The following is a 19744-nucleotide window of genomic DNA, read 5'->3' as shown; positions in this document are numbered from 1 at the left end:
GTTTATAAGTAATCAGAAACTTTAGTGGTCAGTTCTTCAATTAAATCTTCATCCATATATTGGTAGTCATCCGGAATACCTAAGGTAACTATTTCTTTTTTATTAACTTCTACAGGAAAACGGTCACTAATCCTTTGTCGATGCTTTTTTTCCATCACAAAGATCAGATCTGCCCAAATAATCATTTTTGCATTGATTTTAATTCTGGCTGAAGGTTCAGTTCCGGCAGATTTTATCTGGTGATCAGAATGGTTTTTAAAAATGGTTTCTGCGGTTAAGCTTCTCCATTTATTGCGACTGCAAACAAATAAGATATTCAATAGAATTTAATTATAGCTGGAAACATTCAAAAACTAAACCTTTTCACCATAGGCCAGGTCTCCAGCATCGCCTAAGCCGGGTACGATGTAAGATTTGCTCGTCATTTCTTCATCAATTGCGCCTAGCCAGAGTTTGGCTTTAGGAAGATTAGCACGTACATGCATTACCCCTTCTGCACTCGCAATGGCGGCAACAATATGTAACTCTGCAATTTTATAACGGTTCATTAATTCCTTACAGCACATTACCATGCTTTGTCCGGTAGCTAACATAGGGTCTGCCATAATCAGCACACGTCCATCCAAATCTGGGGATGAAATATAATCCATTTGAATAACAAAATCTCCACTTTTTTTTACTTTTCGGTAGGCCGATATAAAACAGCACTCTGCCTTGTCAAAAATGTTTAAAAGACCTTGTTGCAAGGGTAACCCGGCTCTTAAAATAGTGGCCAATACAGGTTGTTGGGCTAAAACATCACACGGTAAAACACCAAGAGGAGTCGTAATTTCTTTATTGGTATAATTCAGAGATTTACTGATCTCATAAGCAAAAAACTCTCCAACACGCTCTAGGTTTTTGCGGAAACGCATAGAATCTTTCTGGATATTTTCATCCCGAAGTTCAGCTATAAAGGTATTGGCAATTGATTTAGTTTTACTGAGATTAAAAATCATAGGGCTCTCTATAGGTTTAACGTTATTTAATTTATTGTCTAAATTTACCATTTTTGTTCTGTTAATGTTAGCCAATTGCTATTGATCTTTGTTTTCCATTTAAGTAAAAAAATACTTGCTCCCTATCGCCTGCAAAATCAATTGGTAAGCGGATTTCCTGCGTATTCTAGCAGCTGATTAAACGCAATGTTAAGTGCTTTGTATTTGAGGAGTTTAGAAAGGCTTCGCAGTTGCCAACTACTAATAAACGTTCCATTTACAAATTTCACTGAACCAACTAAACGCTCGATGACTTCTCTAGCTTCCATAGAATTAAGCTGCTTAAGTGCTGAATCTGTTAAACAATATGATTTCACATTTAAAGGCGTAACTTTTTCCAACTGCAGATCATACCAGCTAAAAGGAGTGCAGGTACCTGCACGAAATCCTGGAGTTTCAGCATAACCCATAGAATAATCAGAAATTACTGAACTGTTTAAGAGATTAAGGTAACATATTGGAAATTTTAGCACTTCAAGCTGTTGGCTATACAGGTTTATTTGCTCCGGAAGAATTTTTTTGAGTTTGGAGAAACCAGCTTTAATGTTGCTGATTTTCTGTTGATCACCTGAACAAGGTCTCAATAAGCCTACAGATCCGTTCTTCAGAACCTGAGAAACGTTATCCGTACTAATATAATCATCTGGAATGTTAGGGAAAGCCACAAAATAAACCGGGCTAATGTTTTTTTTGGCTAAACGTATAGCGATTTCAGGTAATACATCTTCCGTTTGGACTTCCAAGCCTGTTAAGCGATCAAATTTGGCACTTATAAAATTGTTCTCTTTGCTGGAAAATGTATTGATGAAAAACTTTGCTTTTTTTAATAAGCCAGTCGGAATGCTTGCTGGAATATTAAAGTTAATGGTAGGCTGCTGAACGAAGTGCTTTTCATTAAATTTAACCTGAGGGTATCTGGTCTGGATGATATTCCTTAAAATTAAAGCCCATTCATCTATAACAGGGCGCTGCAAAATTTTCCATTTAAATTGATAGCTCTTATTTGCAGTAAAGTCTTCGTCAGTTTTCTGATGATGAAGGTATTCTTCATATCTACTCACTATAAAAAATGAGGCAGCAAAAACATCGAAGGGTAAAATGGAATTTTCAACAGGAAAAGGCGCCTGGTATTCTCCAAAAGGAATGGTTTTAATTTTAAATTCTTCCAGTTTATTAGAAAAGAGTAAATGGGAACTCTTAAAAAACAATTCATCAGCTATTGGAGCATCGCCATAACTTATTTTTGCTTGTACGCTATTTAAAAAATGCTGACTATTTCCTGTAAATTCAACCTCTGTTTTAAGGATATCTTTAAAAATAAAATTAAAGATATATTTTATCCGAGGCGTTAGAATTGTAGAGAATACAATTAAATTCATACTTATTTAAACCATTGAACAATGTATAACTAAGATTATTAATAGTGTTCCCACAGAGATGAAATTCATGTAAACGGGATATTAAAGTTAACGATATTAACGTCAATTTAATATTAATTACAAAAAATACATCTAAAAGTTTGCCATAAAGGTCTTATCTGGAAAAAGTATTTTACTGCTTTTGCGGACTTTCCCATTTACAAGATGTACGATGCTCATTTGATCATCAAACTGATCATATAATATCGTGTTGGTTACTTCGGCGGTTTTAAATGATGAGATCTGATCAACTTCCAGGTAAATGTTTGTTGCCTCATGATCGATTTCAAAACCGATATATTTCAAAGCCATTGGTTTACCATTCACTTTAATTTGAAGGTGACTGGTTAAGTATTTTTTTACCAGCTCATCCATTTTATCCTTCATGGCAGGTGCTGATAGATCAGTTTTTTTCTTATATAATTTAACCAAAATTGATTCAAAATCATCAGTAAATATCCTGCAGCTAACTTCCAATGATTTTTCTTTTGCATTAAAACTTACTTCTGTAGTACTTACGTGAAGTGGGTGTTTTAATCCTGCGCCCAGATTGATATAAATAAAAAGTAATAATGGTAGAAGGTATTTAAGTTTAAACATAAAACTATCAAGTTATGAAAGCAAAGTTAAGGATATAAATGTGCTTATCATGAGGAGATTTGTGTGCTTAACGGTTCTTATTAAGCGGTTCAATTTCAAAATGCGTAACAAATTTGGTGTTTTGCTGCTCTTTTTTAATGTACGTTGAATTTTATCCGGTAAAATAGATAATTTTATATCTTTAAATGCCCTCGCTTTCATCAAAACTAATTAATTCATGCCTTTACAGGATTTTATTTTTTACTTTAAGTTAGGGTGGGCACACATTATAAGCCTTGATGCTTTGGATCATCAGCTTTTTATTTTAGCCCTTGTAGCTATTTACAGTTATACCAATATCAAGCAGGTATTAATTCTTGTTACGGCATTTACCATTGGTCATTCAGCTACCTTACTTTTAAGTGTTTTAGATATCATTAGGTTTGATAGTAAATGGGTTGAATTTTTAATTCCATGTACTATTGTAATCACTGCGCTAAGTAATTTATTCAGGAAGAATTTTAACATGGAATCTGTAAGGGTAAATTATTTTCTAGCTCTGGGGTTTGGCCTTATCCATGGAATGGGTTTTGCAAATTCGATCAGGATGATGCTGGCAAAAGATCAAAATATTGGATGGGGTTTGTTTGGTTTTAATGTAGGCTTAGAAGCTGGTCAGGTTTTTATGGTACTAATCATTTTGATCGTTACATTTATTGTTTTCAATTACACCAAAATAAAAAGAATCAGCTGGGTTCTATTTATATCAGCAGCCGTGTTTAGCCTGGCTTTAAAAATGGCTTTAGAGAGAATTCCTTTTAACTAAAAGAATGATAAATAAATTATTCACATTATCTGGCCTGCTGCTTTTTTCTGGAAGCCTGGCCATGGCTCAAAACATTCAGAATAATCCTGGTAGTAACCATGGAAATAAGTTTGAGCAATTGGGTACCATTTTACCAACGCCAAATGAGCAGCGAACTGCAAGTGGTGCGCCTGGTGTAAAATATTGGCAACAGCGTGCCGATTATAACATTAAGTGTGAACTGGATGAGAAAAATCTACTCCTAACGGGTGCTGAAACCATTACTTACACGAATAACTCGCCAGATCCTCTAACTTATATTTGGTTGCAATTGGATGAAAATGAGCATAGCACCAGTAAAAGTGCCAATTACCAGGATGCCACTAAAATGCCAGCAATTGGAACAACACAAAGTTTAGATCAGTTAAGTGCCAAGGGAGATAATGGCGATGGAATTAACATTACCAAACTGACTGATGCGCTTGGTAAAAATTTAAAATACACGGTAAATAAAACCATGATGCGGGTAGATTTGCCAGTAGCTTTAAAAACCGGACAAAAGTTCATCTTCAACATCAACTGGAATTATAAAATAACAGATAGAATGAGTGTGGGTGGCCGCGGAGGTTATGAATATTTTCCGGCTGATGGAAACTATTTATTTACCATGACACAATGGTACCCACGTTTGTGTGTATATAGCGATTTTCAGGGATGGCAGAATCATCAGTTTACTGGCAGAGGAGAATTTGCCTTGACATTTGGAGATTTTAAAGTACAAATGACTGTTCCTGCTGATCATTTGGTGGGTTCAACCGGCGAATGTATTAATTACAGTGCTGTTTTATCCCCTACTCAGTTAAGCAGATATAATACAGCTAAAACAGCTATGGCCCCGGTAGAAATTCAAACCTTAGCAGAAGCTAAAACGGCCGAAACTAAAAAATCAACAGCAAAAAAAACCTGGGTATTTAATGCCAATAATGTGCGTGATTTTGCATGGACATCTTCCCGTAAGTTTATCTGGGATGCCATGCCACAAAAAATTCAGGCAAATAATAATACGGTAATGTGCATGAGTTTTTATGGTAAAGAGGCTTATCATTTATACAGTAAGTTTTCTACAAGAGCGGTAGCACATACCATTAAAACCTATTCTGATTTCACTATTCCATATCCATATCCGGTTGCACAAAGTATTGAAGCTGCAAATGGAATGGAGTATCCAATGATTTGTTTTAACTATGGCCGTACAGATGCAGATGGAACCTATAGCGAAAGTACTAAAAATGGTATGCTGGGAGTAATTATCCACGAGGTTGGCCATAACTTTTTTCCAATGATTGTAAATAGTGATGAGCGCCAGTGGACCTGGATGGATGAAGGGTTAAACTCTTTTGTTGAATACTTAACAGAGGAGCTTTGGGATAACAAATTTCCAAGTAAAAAAGGCCCGGCATATACCATTGTTGATTACATGAAATTACCAAAGGATGAATTGGAACCAATCATGACCAACTCAGAAAATATTGCTCGTTTTGGTCCGAATGCTTATTCTAAGCCAGCAACTGGCTTGAATATCCTTCGCGAAACGATTATGGGTAGAGAATTATTTGATTATGCTTTTAAAGAATATTCCAGAAGATGGGCTTTCAAACATCCTGAGCCAGCTGATTTATTTCGTACCATGGAAGATGCCAGTGGCGAAGATTTAGATTGGTTTTGGAGAGGATGGTTTTATGGAACCGATCCTTGTGATATTGCATTGGATAGTGTGAAATTTGCTAAAGCTGATTTTCCGAAGGAAGTACCTGCAGCAAGATCTAGGATGCTTAAAATTGATAAACCTGCTGTAAATGCTTTTGAAGATATTTCAAAAATAAGAAACCGCGAAGAGCGAAAAGACAATTTCTACGCCGATAAAAATCCTGCTGCACAAGATTTTTATTATAAATATGATAGGGGTTTAGTTAGTGTTGATACCACATTAACCAACAAAGTAGAAACAGGGATGTCTTTAGAAACCGTGCCGGATTCAGTGCAGGATAAGTATAAAAATAAGTTTTTATACGAATTGAGCTTTAGCAACAGAGGAGGTTTGGTCATGCCGATTATTGTAGAATTCACATATAAGGACGGAACGAAAGAAATAGATCGGATTCCTGCGCAAATCTGGAGACACAACGAGCTGAAAACCTCTAAATTTTATGTAAAAGATAAAGAAGTTGAATCCATTCTGATCGATCCATTAAGAGAAACTGCTGATATTGATACCTCAAATAATACCTGGGGTGGAAAGGCTAAAGAAAGCAAGTTTAAAACATTTAAAGCTAAAGCTGGAGGCACAGTGAGGGGGCAGTCTGTTGGTTTAAACCCAATGAAAGTCGCTGCGGGTAAGTAAATATTAACAGTTATTGCCTCATAAAAAAAATCCTCGCTGAATGATTTTAGCGAGGATGTTTTATGTACTGCTTATTCTTGTAAAGAAATGTCCTTCCAGGATTGCACTTGGTATTTACTTCTGTTTTGGTTTTGCCTTCCGCCGTATATTAATGTTTTTTTTACTTCCTCTGGTGCGGCTAAATCGCTGAATCTATCCATTTGTTTAAATAGTTCTGCAGAAATAGTTTCAGTCGCTTTTATTTCAAAAACATCAAAACCACCATTGTTTTTTAACAAAATATCAATTTCATTTCCATTACTGTCTTGCCAAAAATAATAGTCAAGATGTTTGTATTGATGGTAGTTTTTTTTCTGCAATTCTGCTAATATCAGATTTTCAAATAAATTTCCTTTAAGTCTGTTTAATATAATCTCATCAGGAGATCTAATTCCTAATAAGTAACATAATAGGCCAGTATCATAAAAATATAACTTAGGACTTTTTACGAGGCGTTTATTAAAGTTTTGATGAAATGGTTGCAACAGAAAAATCAGGTAACTGCTTTCTAATATGGATAACCATGACTTCGCAGTTGGTTGAGATATATTACAATCATTGGCCAAAGTACTAATATTCAATAGCTGACCTGTTCTTCCGGCGCATAAGCCTAAAAATGTTCTGAAGGCTTTTAAATCTTTTACATTTAAAAGTTCTGTTACATCTTTTTCCACATAAGTTTGAATATAGTTGGTGTAAAATACTTTCGGATCTATATCCCGATCAAATATAGCAGGGTAAGAGCCTTTATACAGTGCTTTCGGAAGTCGTTTTCTAATAATTCTACTGCTTTTAATTCCTCAAAATCTAATGGAAATAATTTAAATAATGCAACTCTTCCTGCCAGGGTTTGCGTAATGCTATTTAATAAATGAAAATTTTGAGAGCCAGAGAGAATATATTGTCCCATTTTTTTACTTTCATCTACTTTTGTTTGGATATATGAAAATAGCGAAGGCATGCGTTGTACTTCATCCAGAATTACATTCACACTATATTCATTTAAAAAACCATTAGGGTCATCCGTTGCAAAAGCACGTATATCGGGATTTTCAAGAGAAATATATCTGTAATCCTTAAACAACTCTTTTAATAAAGTTGTCTTTCCTGACTGCCTTGGGCCAGTTAAAGATAAGATAGGAAATTTAGATTGTTGCTTTTTTATTATATGTGTTATCTGCCTATTAACAAACATATTTTATTAATTTAAATACAAATACATCTTCTTATTTTGAATTTACATAACTTCTATTTTGAATTTACATAAACTTTATTCCTAATTGGTTCTCTTCATTTCTATAAAAGAAACATTCCTGACTTTTGCCTGTTTAACTCTTAAGCCCTAAAATCGTACATTTGATTTACACATGAAATTTAAGATCACATCCGAATATCAGCCTACAGGAGATCAGCCAGGCGCTATTAAGCAGCTGGTTGATGGTGTAAATGCTAACGAACATTATCAAACTTTATTAGGTGTTACAGGCTCTGGGAAAACGTTTACGGTAGCCAATGTAATTGAGCAAACACAAAAGCCAACACTTATTTTAAGCCATAATAAAACCCTGGCCGCACAGCTTTATGGAGAATTTAAGAACTTCTTTCCAGAAAATTCTGTCAACTATTTTGTTTCATACTATGATTATTATCAGCCAGAAGCTTTTATCGCCTCAAGCAATACTTATATCGAAAAAGATTTAAGTATTAATGAAGAAATAGAAAAACTGCGTTTGCGTACTACCTCCTCCTTAATGAGTGGTAGGCGTGATATTATTGTTGTTTCATCTATATCCTGTATTTATGGTATGGGAAATCCAGAAGACTTTTCACGAATGGTGTTCCGTTTTGGCGTAGGCTTAAGGATTTCAAGAAATGCTTTTTTACACAGCCTTGTAGAAATTTTGTATTCCAGAACTACTACAGAATTTAAACGAGGTACATTCAGGGTTAAAGGTGATACGGTTGATATTTATCCAGCCTATCTTGACCACGCTTATCGCATTTCTTTTTTTGGTGATGATATTGAGGAACTTTCTGCCATAGATCCGGTTTCTGGCAAAACAATTGAAAAACTTGAAGATATGGCCATTTATCCGGCAAATCTTTTTGTTACGCCAAAGGACCGATTCAATCAGTCGATATGGGGCATACAGGAAGAACTGGAAATAAGAAAAAATCAGTTAATTGCTGATCGGCATTTACTGGAAGCCAAACGTTTGGAAGAACGGACCAACTTCGATATTGAAATGATGAAGGAACTGGGCTATTGTTCCGGAATTGAGAATTACTCTCGTTTTTTTGATGGAAGAACGCCAGGGATGCGTCCTTTCTGTCTTTTGGATTATTTTCCTGATGATTATTTGATGGTGATTGACGAAAGTCACGTAACAGTTCCACAAATTAGGGCCATGTATGGTGGAGATAGATCGCGTAAGTTATCGCTGGTAGAATATGGTTTCCGCTTACCCGCTGCATTGGATAACCGCCCGCTCAACTTTAATGAATTTGAAGCCCTTGCTCCGCAAACCATTTATGTAAGTGCTACGCCTGCAGAATATGAGCTTGAAAAATCAGAAGGTGTGGTAGTAGAACAAGTCATTCGACCAACAGGCTTACTGGATCCGGTTATCGAAATCAGACCAGCTATTAATCAGGTGGATGATCTTTTAGATGAAATCGACATCACCATTAAAGAAGGCGGACGTATTTTAGTCACCACTTTAACCAAGCGCATGGCTGAGGAGCTTACAAAATATTTGGATAGATTAAATATTAAAACAAGATATATCCACTCTGAAATTAAAACATTAGAACGTGTCGAGATTCTTCGTGGTTTGCGTTTAGGAGAGTTTGATGTGTTGGTTGGAATTAACCTGCTGCGTGAAGGACTGGATTTGCCAGAGGTTACTTTAGTTGCAATTTTGGATGCTGATAAGGAAGGTTTCCTTAGATCAGAAAAGTCTTTAATTCAGACCATTGGCCGTGCTGCACGTAATGATCGGGGTAGGGTAATTATGTATGCTGATGGAATAACCGAGAGTATGGAAAAAACAATTTCAGAAACTAATCGCCGTCGGGATATTCAAATTGCCTATAACCTTGAGCATGGCATTACGCCTAAAACAGTAGGTAAATCTCGTGAAGCCATTCTGGAACAAACATCTGTTTTAGATTTTTCACAAAAAGCAAGCGATAATAAAGCCAGGGCTTATGTAGAAAATGCTGAAATTAGCATTGCTGCAGATCCTATTGTGCAATACATGGGGAAAAGCGAATTGCAGAAAGCTATAGATACCACTAAAAAGGATATGCAAAAAGCAGCAAAAGATATGGACTTTTTACAGGCAGCAAAATTGCGTGATGAAATGTTTGCGTTAGAGAAAATGTTTGCAGAGAAGTTTGGAAAATAAAATAGTTGAAGATAAATTTCGAATTCCTGCCAAAATGTAGAAATTTGCCAAAGACAAGCACAGTATAATGAACGGGCAAAACAGAAAAGATATTTACGCAGGATTAGAAGTTGGAATCATCTTAAAAAAGGATCAGCGATCTGGTAATATTACTTATGGCATAGTTAAAGATTTACTGACTTCATCTGCATTTCACTCGCGTGGAATCAAAGTAAGATTAGATGATGGTCAGGTTGGCCGGGTGGCTGAGATTGTAGCAGAATAAAACTTAACCAGGCATTATTACGTAACTATTGTAATGGAAATGCAATCAAAGGCGTAAAAAGTAACAAAATAAATCTTCGTACGTCTATATTTGTAATAACAGTAAATTAAGGAATGGGATTAATAAAGTTCATTTTCATAGCCATATTAGTACTTTGGATCATCAGAATGTTGATTCGGCTAATATTACCTATGCTGTTTGGTAACCTGGCGAGCAAAATGCAACAACAGGCAAGCGGCCAGACACAACAGCAGCCAAGACGATCGAAACCCGAAGGTTCGATTTCTATAGATTACATGCCGCCAAAACAAACGGGTAAAACCGATAAACTTGGTGATTTTGTAGATTACGAAGAAGTTAAACAATAGTATTAAACCCTGAACCTGCTTCAGGGTTTTTAGTATAATACCTTTTTAAGAAACCTATAAGGTCTGAGAGACCTTATAGGTTTTAAAGCTTAAAATATCCTGTACAGCTTCATCTATTTTGCCGTATTGAAATTCAAATCCGTGATCAAGTAAAATCGCAGGCTTAACCCATCTGCTTTTTAAAATGAGTTCTGTTTCCGTACCGATAATTGCTGCGCCAATGGATAGCAACCATGCCGGTGTAGGTAAACCAAATGAGATCCCATAAACTTTTCTGATTGTTTGCATCAGCTCGTTATTAGTGACCGCGTGTGGTGCTGTACAGTTCACAACGCCATTTATTTCATTTTGATTAAATAGCCATTCAATGGTGCGAACTGCATCTTGCTCATGTACCCAATTAACATATTGTTTACCGTCTCCTTGTTTTCCGCCTAATCCAAACTTTACCAGGTTTAATAACCTCGGGAAAGCACCATCCGCCAAACCCAATACAATACCCATTCTTAAAGCTACTCTTCTGGTTTGTGGCAATTCTGTTTCGAAAAAAGAATTTTCCCAGGCTTTGCAAACATCAATAGAAAATCCACTGCCTATTTCTCCAGTATATTCATCCTGCGGATGATCTTCAGCGTGTCTGTAAATAGTGGAAGATGTTACATTAATCCAGAGCTTGGGAGGTTTCGTTAAATTTTTAATTGCATTTCCTAGTAAACGGGTAGGCACTACTCTAGAATTGATGATCTCCTTTTGGTTTTTGTATGTGTAACGACAGTTTACATTTTTTCCACATAAATTAATCAGTAAGTCTGCACCTTCTAATTCTTCCACCCAGGTATCTGCAGTTTTTCCATCCCAAAGAATGGTGCTTATATTTCCTTTTTGTAACTGAGGTTTTCTGGATAAGATAATTACTTCTTCTGCGATGCTACTGAAATGTTTGGCCAATAAGCCACCCAGATATCCATTTCCTCCTGCCAGAATAATTTTTTGATAACTCATGATTTCTAAATATTAAAGATTAATCCTAAAACAATTAGGCGATAAATGGCCCAGGTGATACTCATTAGCCAGCCTAGTTGCAGCAACTTGCTCCTTCTAATGTGTTCCAAAAACATCAGTCCCGCAACCAACAGAAAATAGAGTATATACATTACAGGATGAATGTCAATGAAATGATTAACGATGAGTCCAGGTGTGAGCAAAATTGATCCTGCAAAAGATATTGTCATCATATTGCCCAGATAATCCCATAACTTTTCTTTTTTATAGACTAGAATAATTAGCCCTTGAAAAATTATCTGCCCGCCACAAATCAGGTACTCCCTGTATTTTCCTCCTAAAGGAACATAATCGGTAAGTAAATGTGCATAGGCAGTAAGAATGTAAGCCGTAACTAACCATGTGAATAACAAATATGCAATACGATAACTAATATGTTTCTGAAGTGTTTTCATTTCTTTAATTTTAAAACTTTCAGTAAAAAATGAAAGGTTGGATTAAAAAATAAAGCCGTATAATCATATAAGGCTTATGTTTGTATTCTATTTTACTTAGCTTTATTTAAAAACCTTTAATACCGATCCCCAAAACCAGCTTTCTTCGGCTTTTAACATGGTTTCCAATGTCTTATCAACATTACCCGCGAGTTTGTTGATATCAGCAACTGATTTTTTAAATGTGATCAATTCGGGATCTTTTTCATCACCTGTAACAGCAGATAATTCATTTAACACTTTTAGTACAGGCTCCAACTCCCTTTTTTTACGTTCTTTAGCCACCTGGCGTGCAATGTTCCAAACATCTTTATCAGCAAAAAAATACTCTTTTCGCTCACCTGCCTTGTGCTGTTTTTCGATAAGTCCCCAGCCTATTAAATCTCTTAAGGTCATATTGGCATTCCCTCTGGAGATACTTAAATTTTCCATAATTTCTTCGGTGGTTAAAGCTTCCGGAGAGATCAGTAATAAAGCATGAACCTGCGCCATGGTGCGGTTAATTCCCCATTCGGAGCCTAATTTTCCCCAGGCTTCGATAAATTTTAATTTGGCTGCTGCTAATTCCATAAACAAAGATAATGATTTTATTAAACTTTCAAAAATTATTGAAAGTTTATTTATTTTATGTTTTCTATCTTAATTTTATTTACAAATAGATTTATATCTGATTGACCATCCAATAGCTGATAAAGCAGGGTTTGATATTTTGGATCAAAATAAACTACAGATTTTAAAAGTGGTATAGCAAGTTTGGGCTCAAATAACGTTCCGGCTGCAAAACCTGGTTCATGATTCATGGCTCGGTCATGATCAAACTTAACGGTTGTATTAACATATTCTTCGTGTTTCTTTTCTCCTGTGATATACGGAATTAGCCAATCTACAGACTTTTTAATTGAAGAGCCGTTAGGGGATTGATAGGTGTAAAAATTAGTACCTTCTCCCCGATTAATGATAATAGCAAGTTTTAACATGGGTTCCAAATCGTAAAGATGATAGTGCAAGGCATCTCTTTGTTTAAAATCCAGGCTGCTTCCATCGGCATATAGGTTAATATTGATATGGCTTTTCAAATGATCTATGGTCCAGTCAATAAATTCACGGTTATTTAACGCATATCCAATTTCTCCAACTACTTTTAGCCGGTGTGCATTCCAATTATTAATGGCAGTCGCTTTTCCTGGTTTCATACGCTTACTGTTGATTTCCGCCTTGGCGGTTTCGCTTAACCAGTCGTCAATGTTTTTTTTATCAGCTAAAGGAATGTCATTTTTAATCAGATCATATGCCTCAATGGCTTTATCCAGGTTGGTGTCATCAATCGGATCTCCACTAGAATGATTAATTTTAGCCCAGGCACTTAAAAATGAAATACATTTATTTAAATAATTACGATCATTTGTGAGTCGGTATTGCAATGCCAGCGCAAACATTTTATTCATGTCAGGCAGGGCCAATTTAGTCTTGTCCTTTTTGGGGTCGCCTTTTAATAAGCCCTCGGTTCTTATGGTATCAATAGGATTGGGCTTTTGATTTAAATAAATCGTTGTGGATTTTTGCAAGCTTGCATATATTTTCTTCGCCTGCGGATTGTTTGTAATCTCGGCCTTTAAAGTACTAAGTTCTTCCTTGTTTAAACTTACAATTTGAGCCTTAACACTCAACCAAGAACTAAATATTAGCATCGTAAGTACAAACTTTCTCATAATAAACGGATTGAATTGAAGTTTTGATTATGCAAAACTAATTTTTTATTCTACTCACATTTAATTTATTCCTTTTTTATACCGACCAATTTTTTATTTTTGACATTCCTTTAATTTAAACAAACCTTAATGAATAACTGGTTTAACAAAAATGGCATTCACTTAGCCATCATAGCAATTTTTGTAGTCATTACTTTTGCCTACTTCAGTCCTGTTTTACAGGGTAAGGCGCCAGCGCAGAGCGATGTGATCCAATCGCAGGCCATGCAAAAGGAAATTATGGATTTTAAGGAAAAGGATGGCAAAGCACCACTCTGGACCAACCAAATGTTTGGAGGAATGCCTGCATATCAAATCTGGGTACCTTACGCCTATAACGGCGCAACTTATGGAATTGCTTTGATCACGAAGGCACTGCCAAATCCAACAGGTACGGTATTGTTACTTCTTTTTGGGGCTTATTTCTTATTTATCGTATTAAAAGTTAATCCATGGCTGGCTGCAGCAGGTGCCATTGCATTTACATTTACAACTTACAATTTTGTGTTAATTGCTAGTGGACACAGTAGTAAAGCGCTTGCAATTGGTTTTTTTGCGCCAATTATAGCCAGTATACTGCTAACTATCAGAGGGAAGTATTGGTATGGCGCAAGTTTAACAGCGCTGTTTCTAGCCTTGGAAATCAGGACCAACCACGTGCAGATGACTTATTATTTATTGTTGGCTATTTTGGTTTTCGTTTTGGTAGAGCTTTATCAGGCATATCGAAATAAAACGATTTCAAATTTGATTAAATCATTTGGCTTTCTTGCTTTATCAGTAGTGCTTGCCATAATGATTAATGCAAGTTTACTATGGTCAACAGCAGAATACGCCAAAGAAACCAATCGCGGTAAATCCAATCTGACAGCAGAAACTTCAACTGATAAGGACTCTGGAATGTCAAAAGAGTATGCGTATCAATGGAGCCAGGGTGTTGGTGAAAGCTTTACCTTTTTAATACCTGATTTATATGGCGGTGCATCCGGTGTAGAAGAGCTGGTTAAGCCTGATGGAAATATGTACAAAGCCGTAGCTGAAATTACGGGCGGAGACCAGGCGCAAACCACTCAAGCTATTCAGCAATTGGGACAACAGTTAAATATGCAGCAATACTGGGGTGAAAAACCTTTTACTCAAGGAGGCTATTACTTTGGTGCAATTATCTGTTTCTTATTTGTATTTGGATTATTCATCGTTCGCAATCCTTTAAAATGGTGGATTCTGTCCACAACAATATTATTTATATTATTATCATTCGGCCGCCATTTCCCATTAGTAAGTAATATCTTCTTCGATTATTTCCCACTTTATAATAAATTCAGGGCCGTAGAATCAATCTTGGCTGTAGTTGGATTAATGGTTCCTATATTAGCGCTTTTAGCAGTTAAGGAAGTACAGGATGGCAATATTGATCAGAAAGTTTTAGTTAAGAAACTAACATGGTCTGCCGGAATAACAGGTGGTTTTGCACTTATTGTAGCTATTGCACCTACACTATTCTTTAGTTTTCAGGCTTCAAATCATGCACAAATAGTACAAGCTTTAACCCAGAGCTTGCAAAATAATGCAGGTGTTGCACAGAAAATTGCGAATGGTTTAGTTGAAGATAGAATTGCTATTGGTCGTGGAGATGCTTTCCGTTCCTTCTTTTTTATCTTAATAGGTTTTGGTATTATCTGGGCATTTATTACAAAAAAATTAAATGCACAATTGGCTTTCGGATTATTAGCACTTTCCATTTTAGTAGATATGTGGCAGATAGATCGCCGCTATTTGAATAATAAAAACTTTGAGCCAAAAACAACGGTTTCCAATTATTTTCAGCCTAGAGATGTAGATAATTTTATTTCTGCAGATAAAGATCCGAACTTTAGGGTTTTCGATGCCTCTATCAATACTTTTAATGATGCCAGTACTTCATCATTCCATAAAACAGTTGGTGGTTATCATGCTGCTAAATTAAAACGTTTTGATGAGCTCATTCAGCATCAGTTCAGCAAAAGCATCAATCAGGATGTGTTGGATATGCTGAACACAAAATACATCATTACACAGGATCAAAAAACAGGATCATATAAAATGCAGCGTAACCCTACAGCTGCTGGCAATGCCTGGTTTGTAGAAAGCATACAGTTTGTTAAAAATTCTGATGAGGAGATGAAAGCCATTAGCAGTTTTGATGCTAGAAAAGAGGCTATTGTAGATGAAAGCTTTAAAGGATTGGTAGATAGCAAAATTTTAGGTACAGGACAGGAAGGTTTTATAAAATTAACCAACTATAATCCTGATCATTTAACTTACGAATATTCTACTGCGAAAGAAGTCGTAGCAGTTTTCTCTGAAATTTATTACAATAAAGGATGGAAAATGTATATTGATGGTGTGGAGAAACCCTATTTCAGAGCAGATTACGTATTACGTGCGGCAAAACTGGAAGCGGGTAACCATAAACTTGAGTTCATTTTCCACCCAACATCATATTATGCCGGAGAAAACATTTCCCTAGCGGGATCAATTCTTTTGCTGGCAGCATTAGGATTCGGTATTTATGCCGAGAATAAGAAAAAATCAGTGGAAGTAAAAGCGTAAACTGATCGACCATTATTTAAAACCCATAAGGATAAAATCTTATGGGTTTTTTTATGCTCTATCCTTTTAACTTAATTTATCATAACGAAGAATAATTTAACAATCGCGTAACATTTGGTTGATAGACAGTGTCTTACATTTGTAATGTAAATCAGATGATATGTTAGAATCATTCTTTGCCGTATGCCTGCTAATAATTGTACTTTATTTCTTTAGCCCTTTCGAGGTAAAACTTGATGAGGAAGAAGACTGGTAAGGCATTATTTTTATATCTGAACTGCTTTTTTGAAGCGGTACTAGCATTCGTCCCCCCAAATTTTAATTTATGAACAAAAGAAATGTTGATGTAGTCGTAATATCCGATGTACATTTGGGCACTTATGGCTGCCATGCTAAAGAACTTTTAAAGTATCTCAAAAGCATTAAGCCTAAAACCCTTATCTTAAATGGAGATATTATAGATATCTGGCAATTCAGCAAACGCTACTGGCCAGAGTCGCATATGAAAGTGGTTCGCAAATTAATGAAATTTGTTTCTGAAGGAGTTCAAGTGCACTACCTTACAGGCAACCATGATGAAATGCTCCGTAAATTTGATGGCATGGAAATGGGAACATTTCATCTCCAGAATAAACTGATCATGGAATTGGACGGTAAGAAAGCCTGGTTTTTTCATGGTGATGTATTTGATGTAACCATGCAACATTCTAAGTGGCTGGCAAAAATGGGTGCAGTTGGTTATGACAGCCTTATTCTTATTAACAGCTTCGTAAATTGGGTGCTTACGGCTTTAGGTAGAGAGAAAATGAGTTTTTCTAAAAAAATCAAAGCCAGGTTTAAGGATGCTGTGAAGTTTATCAATAGTTTTGAACAAACAGCTGCCGAACTGGCTATAGAAAAAGGCTATGAATATGTAGTTTGTGGCCATATTCACCAGGCAGAAAAGCGTGATATTGCTATGGATCATGGAAGCGTAACTTATCTGAATAGTGGCGATTGGGTAGAAAGTTTAACGGCATTAGAATACCAGAATCAAAATTGGAACATTTTTAAATATGACTATAAAGAATTTGTTAAGGATGAAACAGATGATGGAATCCTTTCAGATTCAGAAGATTTGAAGAGTAAATTAGATGTAAATATTCTTTTGCAACATATAAAATATGAAATTGCTCAATAAATTTGAGATATTAGGGCTTAAATGAAGATACTCTATGCAATACAGGGAACCGGAAATGGGCATATTAGTAGAGCCCGTGAAATTATTCCGCTACTGCAGAAATATGGCGAACTCGATATTCTGGTTAGTGGAACACAAGCTGATGTAAAATTGAGTCAGCCGGTAAAATATCAGCTACATGGTTTCAGTTTTGTCTTTGGAAAAAAGGGCGGTGTTGACCATTTCAAAACTTGGTTAAGCATGAATCTTTTCCGTTTCAGAAAAGATATGAAGCAGCTTCAGTTAAAGGATTATAACCTTATTGTTAATGATTTTGAGCCTGTAAGTGCCTGGGCCTGTAAGCTTCAGGGGATAGAATGTGTTTCTTTAAGCCATCAGGCAGCATTTAAATCTAAAAAAGTTCCACGCCCTAAAACGTTAGACTGGGGGAAGTTAATCTTAAGTCGGTACGCACCGACCAAACATCATATTGGTTTTCACTTTGATCGGTATGACAGTTTTATTCATACGCCAGTTATCCGATCTGAAATAAGAGCCATGCAAACTAAAAATCTCGGTCATTATACCGTTTACTTGCCTGCTATTGATGATAAACGACTGGTGAAGCTTTTTATGCAACTGCCAGAAGTGAAATGGGAAGTCTTTTCAAAACATAGTAAAGTTGCATATCAGGAAGGAAATATATTCGTAGAACCGGTGAACAATGAAAAGTTCAACAAGAGTTTGGCTACTTGTGAGGGTTTATTTACAGGAGGCGGTTTTGAAGGTCCATCAGAAGCGCTTTATTTGAAGAAAAAATTACTTGTTGCGCCTATGCGCTTTCAGTTTGAGCAACAGTGTAATGCTTATGCTTTAAAGCAATTTGGTTTACCTGTAATTTGGGGTAGCTCCAGTAACTGGTTACCAGTGATTAGAGAGTGGGTAGCAAACCCTCAAAAACATGAGTTTGATTTTCCGGATGAGACGGCTCAGATTATTGATGATATGGTGAAAAAATACGCAAGGGTTTAATTCCAAATGGTGTGTTTAAAGTCCGGAATTTAAAAGGTTCATTGGTTGCCAAATACATAACTGTCTCAGGTGGTAAAATATTTAGCTATTTAAATAAATCATTGCAGTTAATTCCTAATGGATAAAGAATTTTATAATTTTTAAAGAGAAAAGTTTTGATCAATTGTATGGTATTTTGATCATATAAGGCAAATAAGTTAATGAAGGTGGAGTGTTATTAAACTACAAAACAAAATTTAAGCTTTGTGCTTTGGTCTTTAAGCTTTAGTTTTTCCACCTTAATCTTTCTTAAATTATTTTCTTTACTTTGCATCTCTTTGAAAAAGGCATGATTAATCAGTTTAGAAAGCTAAATCCCATTAACCTCATTTTATTATTGGCTTACACGTTTTTTATGCGTATTGCCATATTTCATGAGTTGCCAGCACAGCTGAATTTTGATTTCCTGGAGCCTTTTGCAAGGTTGCTGATTAACATAGATTTAGACAACGCACTTTCCCCATCAGCTAATATTTTCATAGCCTCATCATTGGTTTTTGTTCAGGCTTTAATATTTAATCGTGTTGCCAATAATCATAATCTGCTTGCTAAGCCAAGTTTCTTACCGGCTTTAATGTATGTAACGGGTACTAGTTTATTTATGCCATTTATGGTTTTAAGTCCGGCATTAATCACCAATTTTCTGCTTATCTGGTTAATTGATAAATTTCTAAAACTGAATAAAAGTGCAAATTCTATTACAACCGTTTTTGATATCGGAATGATCATTGGTGTGGGCACACTTATTTATTTTCCGTTTATGGCCATGCTGCTGCTTATCTTTTTGGCGCTTTTGCTTTTTAGGTCGTTTAATTGGCGTGAGTGGGTTGCCGGGCTTGTGGGCTTTCTTACCATCTTTTTTTTTCTGGCCGTATTTTATTACTGGAAAGATAATATTGTTTCCTTTTATCAGATTTGGAGGCCATTAGGAAGTAAATTTCCTTCCGTTTTTAAAATCAATTACAATGATTACCTGGTGCTCATTCCAGTTACGGTTATTATTATTCTGGCTTCGCTCCAACTTCGCGAGAACTTCTTCAGAAGCTTTATTAGTACCCGCAAAGCCTTTCAATTATTGTTCTTCATGTTCATTGTTGCAGGGGCAAGTTTCTATCTGAAACCCCATTTCCGCACCTGGCATTTTTTACTATGTGTGCCACCTGGAGCAGTGCTTTTAGCCTATTATTTTAGCAATGCCAAAATCCGATGGTTCTATGAAACGCTATTTATTTTATTTGTTCTTTCTGTACAATACTTTCTTTTTGTTTAACCTTTTTTAACAAAAAACTAGAACAAAACTTAACAAAGATTAATAGCTTTGTGGCATGAAGTTTCGCATTAAAGCTTGTTTAGGTT

Annotated in this window: 19 protein-coding genes; 9 read left to right on the top strand and 10 right to left on the bottom strand. The window is 35.8% G+C overall.

Annotated features, from left to right (window positions below):
- Positions 1–2: 2 nt before the first annotated feature.
- The 4 genes from AN34_RS00370 to AN34_RS00355 form a co-directional block, all read right to left on the bottom strand.
- A complete protein-coding gene (locus tag AN34_RS00370) occupies positions 3–320 on the bottom strand; it encodes a low molecular weight protein tyrosine phosphatase family protein (protein WP_029281128.1) in 318 nt (105 codons plus the stop codon).
- A 33-nt stretch (positions 321–353) separates the two neighbouring features.
- The gene (upp, locus tag AN34_RS00365; RefSeq protein ID WP_029281126.1) at positions 354–998 is read right to left on the bottom strand and encodes a uracil phosphoribosyltransferase; all 645 of its coding nucleotides are present in this window, start codon (positions 996–998) and stop codon (positions 354–356) included.
- A gap of 137 nt (positions 999–1135) precedes the next feature.
- A complete protein-coding gene (locus AN34_RS00360) occupies positions 1136–2416 on the bottom strand; it encodes a hypothetical protein (RefSeq protein ID WP_029281124.1) in 1281 nt (426 codons plus the stop codon).
- 132 nt (positions 2417–2548) lie between these two features.
- Positions 2549–3055: a DUF6702 family protein gene (locus tag AN34_RS00355; protein ID WP_029281122.1), complete on the bottom strand. Its 507-nt coding sequence runs from the start codon at positions 3053–3055 to the stop codon at positions 2549–2551.
- Between the two features lie 217 nt (positions 3056–3272).
- On the opposite strand from AN34_RS00355, the gene AN34_RS00350 reads away from it, so the two are divergent.
- Together AN34_RS00350 and AN34_RS00345 are read left to right on the top strand one after the other, a co-directional pair.
- Positions 3273–3860 (top strand): HupE/UreJ family protein, encoded by a 588-nt coding sequence (locus tag AN34_RS00350; protein ID WP_029281120.1) that lies wholly within the window; start codon positions 3273–3275, stop codon positions 3858–3860.
- Between the two features lie 4 nt (positions 3861–3864).
- Positions 3865–6240, top strand: a complete 2376-nt coding sequence (locus tag AN34_RS00345) for a M1 family metallopeptidase (RefSeq protein ID WP_029281118.1) — start codon at positions 3865–3867, stop codon at positions 6238–6240.
- A 71-nt stretch (positions 6241–6311) separates the two neighbouring features.
- On the opposite strand, the gene AN34_RS21855 is transcribed toward AN34_RS00345, so the two are convergent.
- Together AN34_RS21855 and AN34_RS21850 are read right to left on the bottom strand one after the other, a co-directional pair.
- The gene (locus AN34_RS21855; RefSeq protein WP_231625460.1) at positions 6312–6953 is read right to left on the bottom strand and encodes a DUF4143 domain-containing protein; all 642 of its coding nucleotides are present in this window, start codon (positions 6951–6953) and stop codon (positions 6312–6314) included.
- A 38-nt stretch (positions 6954–6991) separates the two neighbouring features.
- Positions 6992–7474: an ATP-binding protein gene (locus AN34_RS21850; protein WP_231625459.1), complete on the bottom strand. Its 483-nt coding sequence runs from the start codon at positions 7472–7474 to the stop codon at positions 6992–6994.
- A gap of 172 nt (positions 7475–7646) precedes the next feature.
- Here AN34_RS21850 and uvrB point away from each other — a divergent pair, with 172 nt between their 5' ends.
- The 3 genes from uvrB to AN34_RS00325 all read left to right on the top strand — a co-directional run bounded on the left by uvrB (position 7647) and on the right by AN34_RS00325 (position 10322).
- Entirely contained in the window at positions 7647–9689 is a 2043-nt protein-coding gene (gene uvrB, locus AN34_RS00335; RefSeq protein WP_029281116.1) for an excinuclease ABC subunit UvrB, read from the top strand.
- A 67-nt stretch (positions 9690–9756) separates the two neighbouring features.
- Complete coding sequence (locus tag AN34_RS00330; RefSeq protein ID WP_029281115.1) at positions 9757–9954, top strand: YwbE family protein; 198 nt, start codon at positions 9757–9759, stop codon at positions 9952–9954.
- A gap of 113 nt (positions 9955–10067) precedes the next feature.
- Positions 10068–10322 (top strand): DUF4834 family protein, encoded by a 255-nt coding sequence (locus AN34_RS00325; protein WP_029281113.1) that lies wholly within the window; start codon positions 10068–10070, stop codon positions 10320–10322.
- 54 nt (positions 10323–10376) lie between these two features.
- Here AN34_RS00325 and AN34_RS00320 read toward each other — a convergent pair whose 3' ends face one another.
- The 4 genes from AN34_RS00320 to AN34_RS00305 all read right to left on the bottom strand — a co-directional run bounded on the left by AN34_RS00320 (position 10377) and on the right by AN34_RS00305 (position 13527).
- Entirely contained in the window at positions 10377–11324 is a 948-nt protein-coding gene (locus tag AN34_RS00320; RefSeq protein WP_029281111.1) for a TIGR01777 family oxidoreductase, read from the bottom strand.
- 5 nt (positions 11325–11329) lie between these two features.
- Positions 11330–11779, bottom strand: coding sequence for a hypothetical protein (locus tag AN34_RS00315; protein WP_197285460.1), 450 nt, complete (start codon positions 11777–11779; stop codon positions 11330–11332).
- Positions 11780–11881: 102 nt separating this feature from the next.
- Positions 11882–12388: a GbsR/MarR family transcriptional regulator gene (locus AN34_RS00310; RefSeq protein ID WP_029281107.1), complete on the bottom strand. Its 507-nt coding sequence runs from the start codon at positions 12386–12388 to the stop codon at positions 11882–11884.
- A gap of 50 nt (positions 12389–12438) precedes the next feature.
- Entirely contained in the window at positions 12439–13527 is a 1089-nt protein-coding gene (locus AN34_RS00305) for an alginate lyase family protein (protein WP_051666089.1), read from the bottom strand.
- Between the two features lie 129 nt (positions 13528–13656).
- Between AN34_RS00305 and AN34_RS00300 the strand changes: the two genes are divergently transcribed.
- The 4 genes from AN34_RS00300 (at position 13657) to AN34_RS00285 (ending at position 19658) form a co-directional block, all read left to right on the top strand.
- The gene (locus AN34_RS00300) at positions 13657–16158 is read left to right on the top strand and encodes a YfhO family protein (protein WP_029281103.1); all 2502 of its coding nucleotides are present in this window, start codon (positions 13657–13659) and stop codon (positions 16156–16158) included.
- Between the two features lie 325 nt (positions 16159–16483).
- Positions 16484–17338, top strand: coding sequence for a UDP-2,3-diacylglucosamine diphosphatase (locus AN34_RS00295; protein ID WP_029281101.1), 855 nt, complete (start codon positions 16484–16486; stop codon positions 17336–17338).
- A 21-nt stretch (positions 17339–17359) separates the two neighbouring features.
- Positions 17360–18349 carry a glycosyltransferase family protein gene (locus AN34_RS00290; protein WP_029281099.1) on the top strand — a complete coding sequence of 330 codons (990 nt, stop codon included), beginning with the start codon at positions 17360–17362 and terminating at the stop codon, positions 18347–18349.
- A gap of 328 nt (positions 18350–18677) precedes the next feature.
- Positions 18678–19658, top strand: coding sequence for a DUF6427 family protein (locus tag AN34_RS00285; RefSeq protein ID WP_029281097.1), 981 nt, complete (start codon positions 18678–18680; stop codon positions 19656–19658).
- Positions 19659–19744 lie beyond the last annotated feature (86 nt).

It is taken from the genome of Pedobacter sp. R20-19, from assembly GCF_000708265.2.
Lineage (GTDB): Bacteria > Bacteroidota > Bacteroidia > Sphingobacteriales > Sphingobacteriaceae > Pedobacter.
This window is presented reverse-complemented; position numbering and strand designations above follow the sequence as displayed.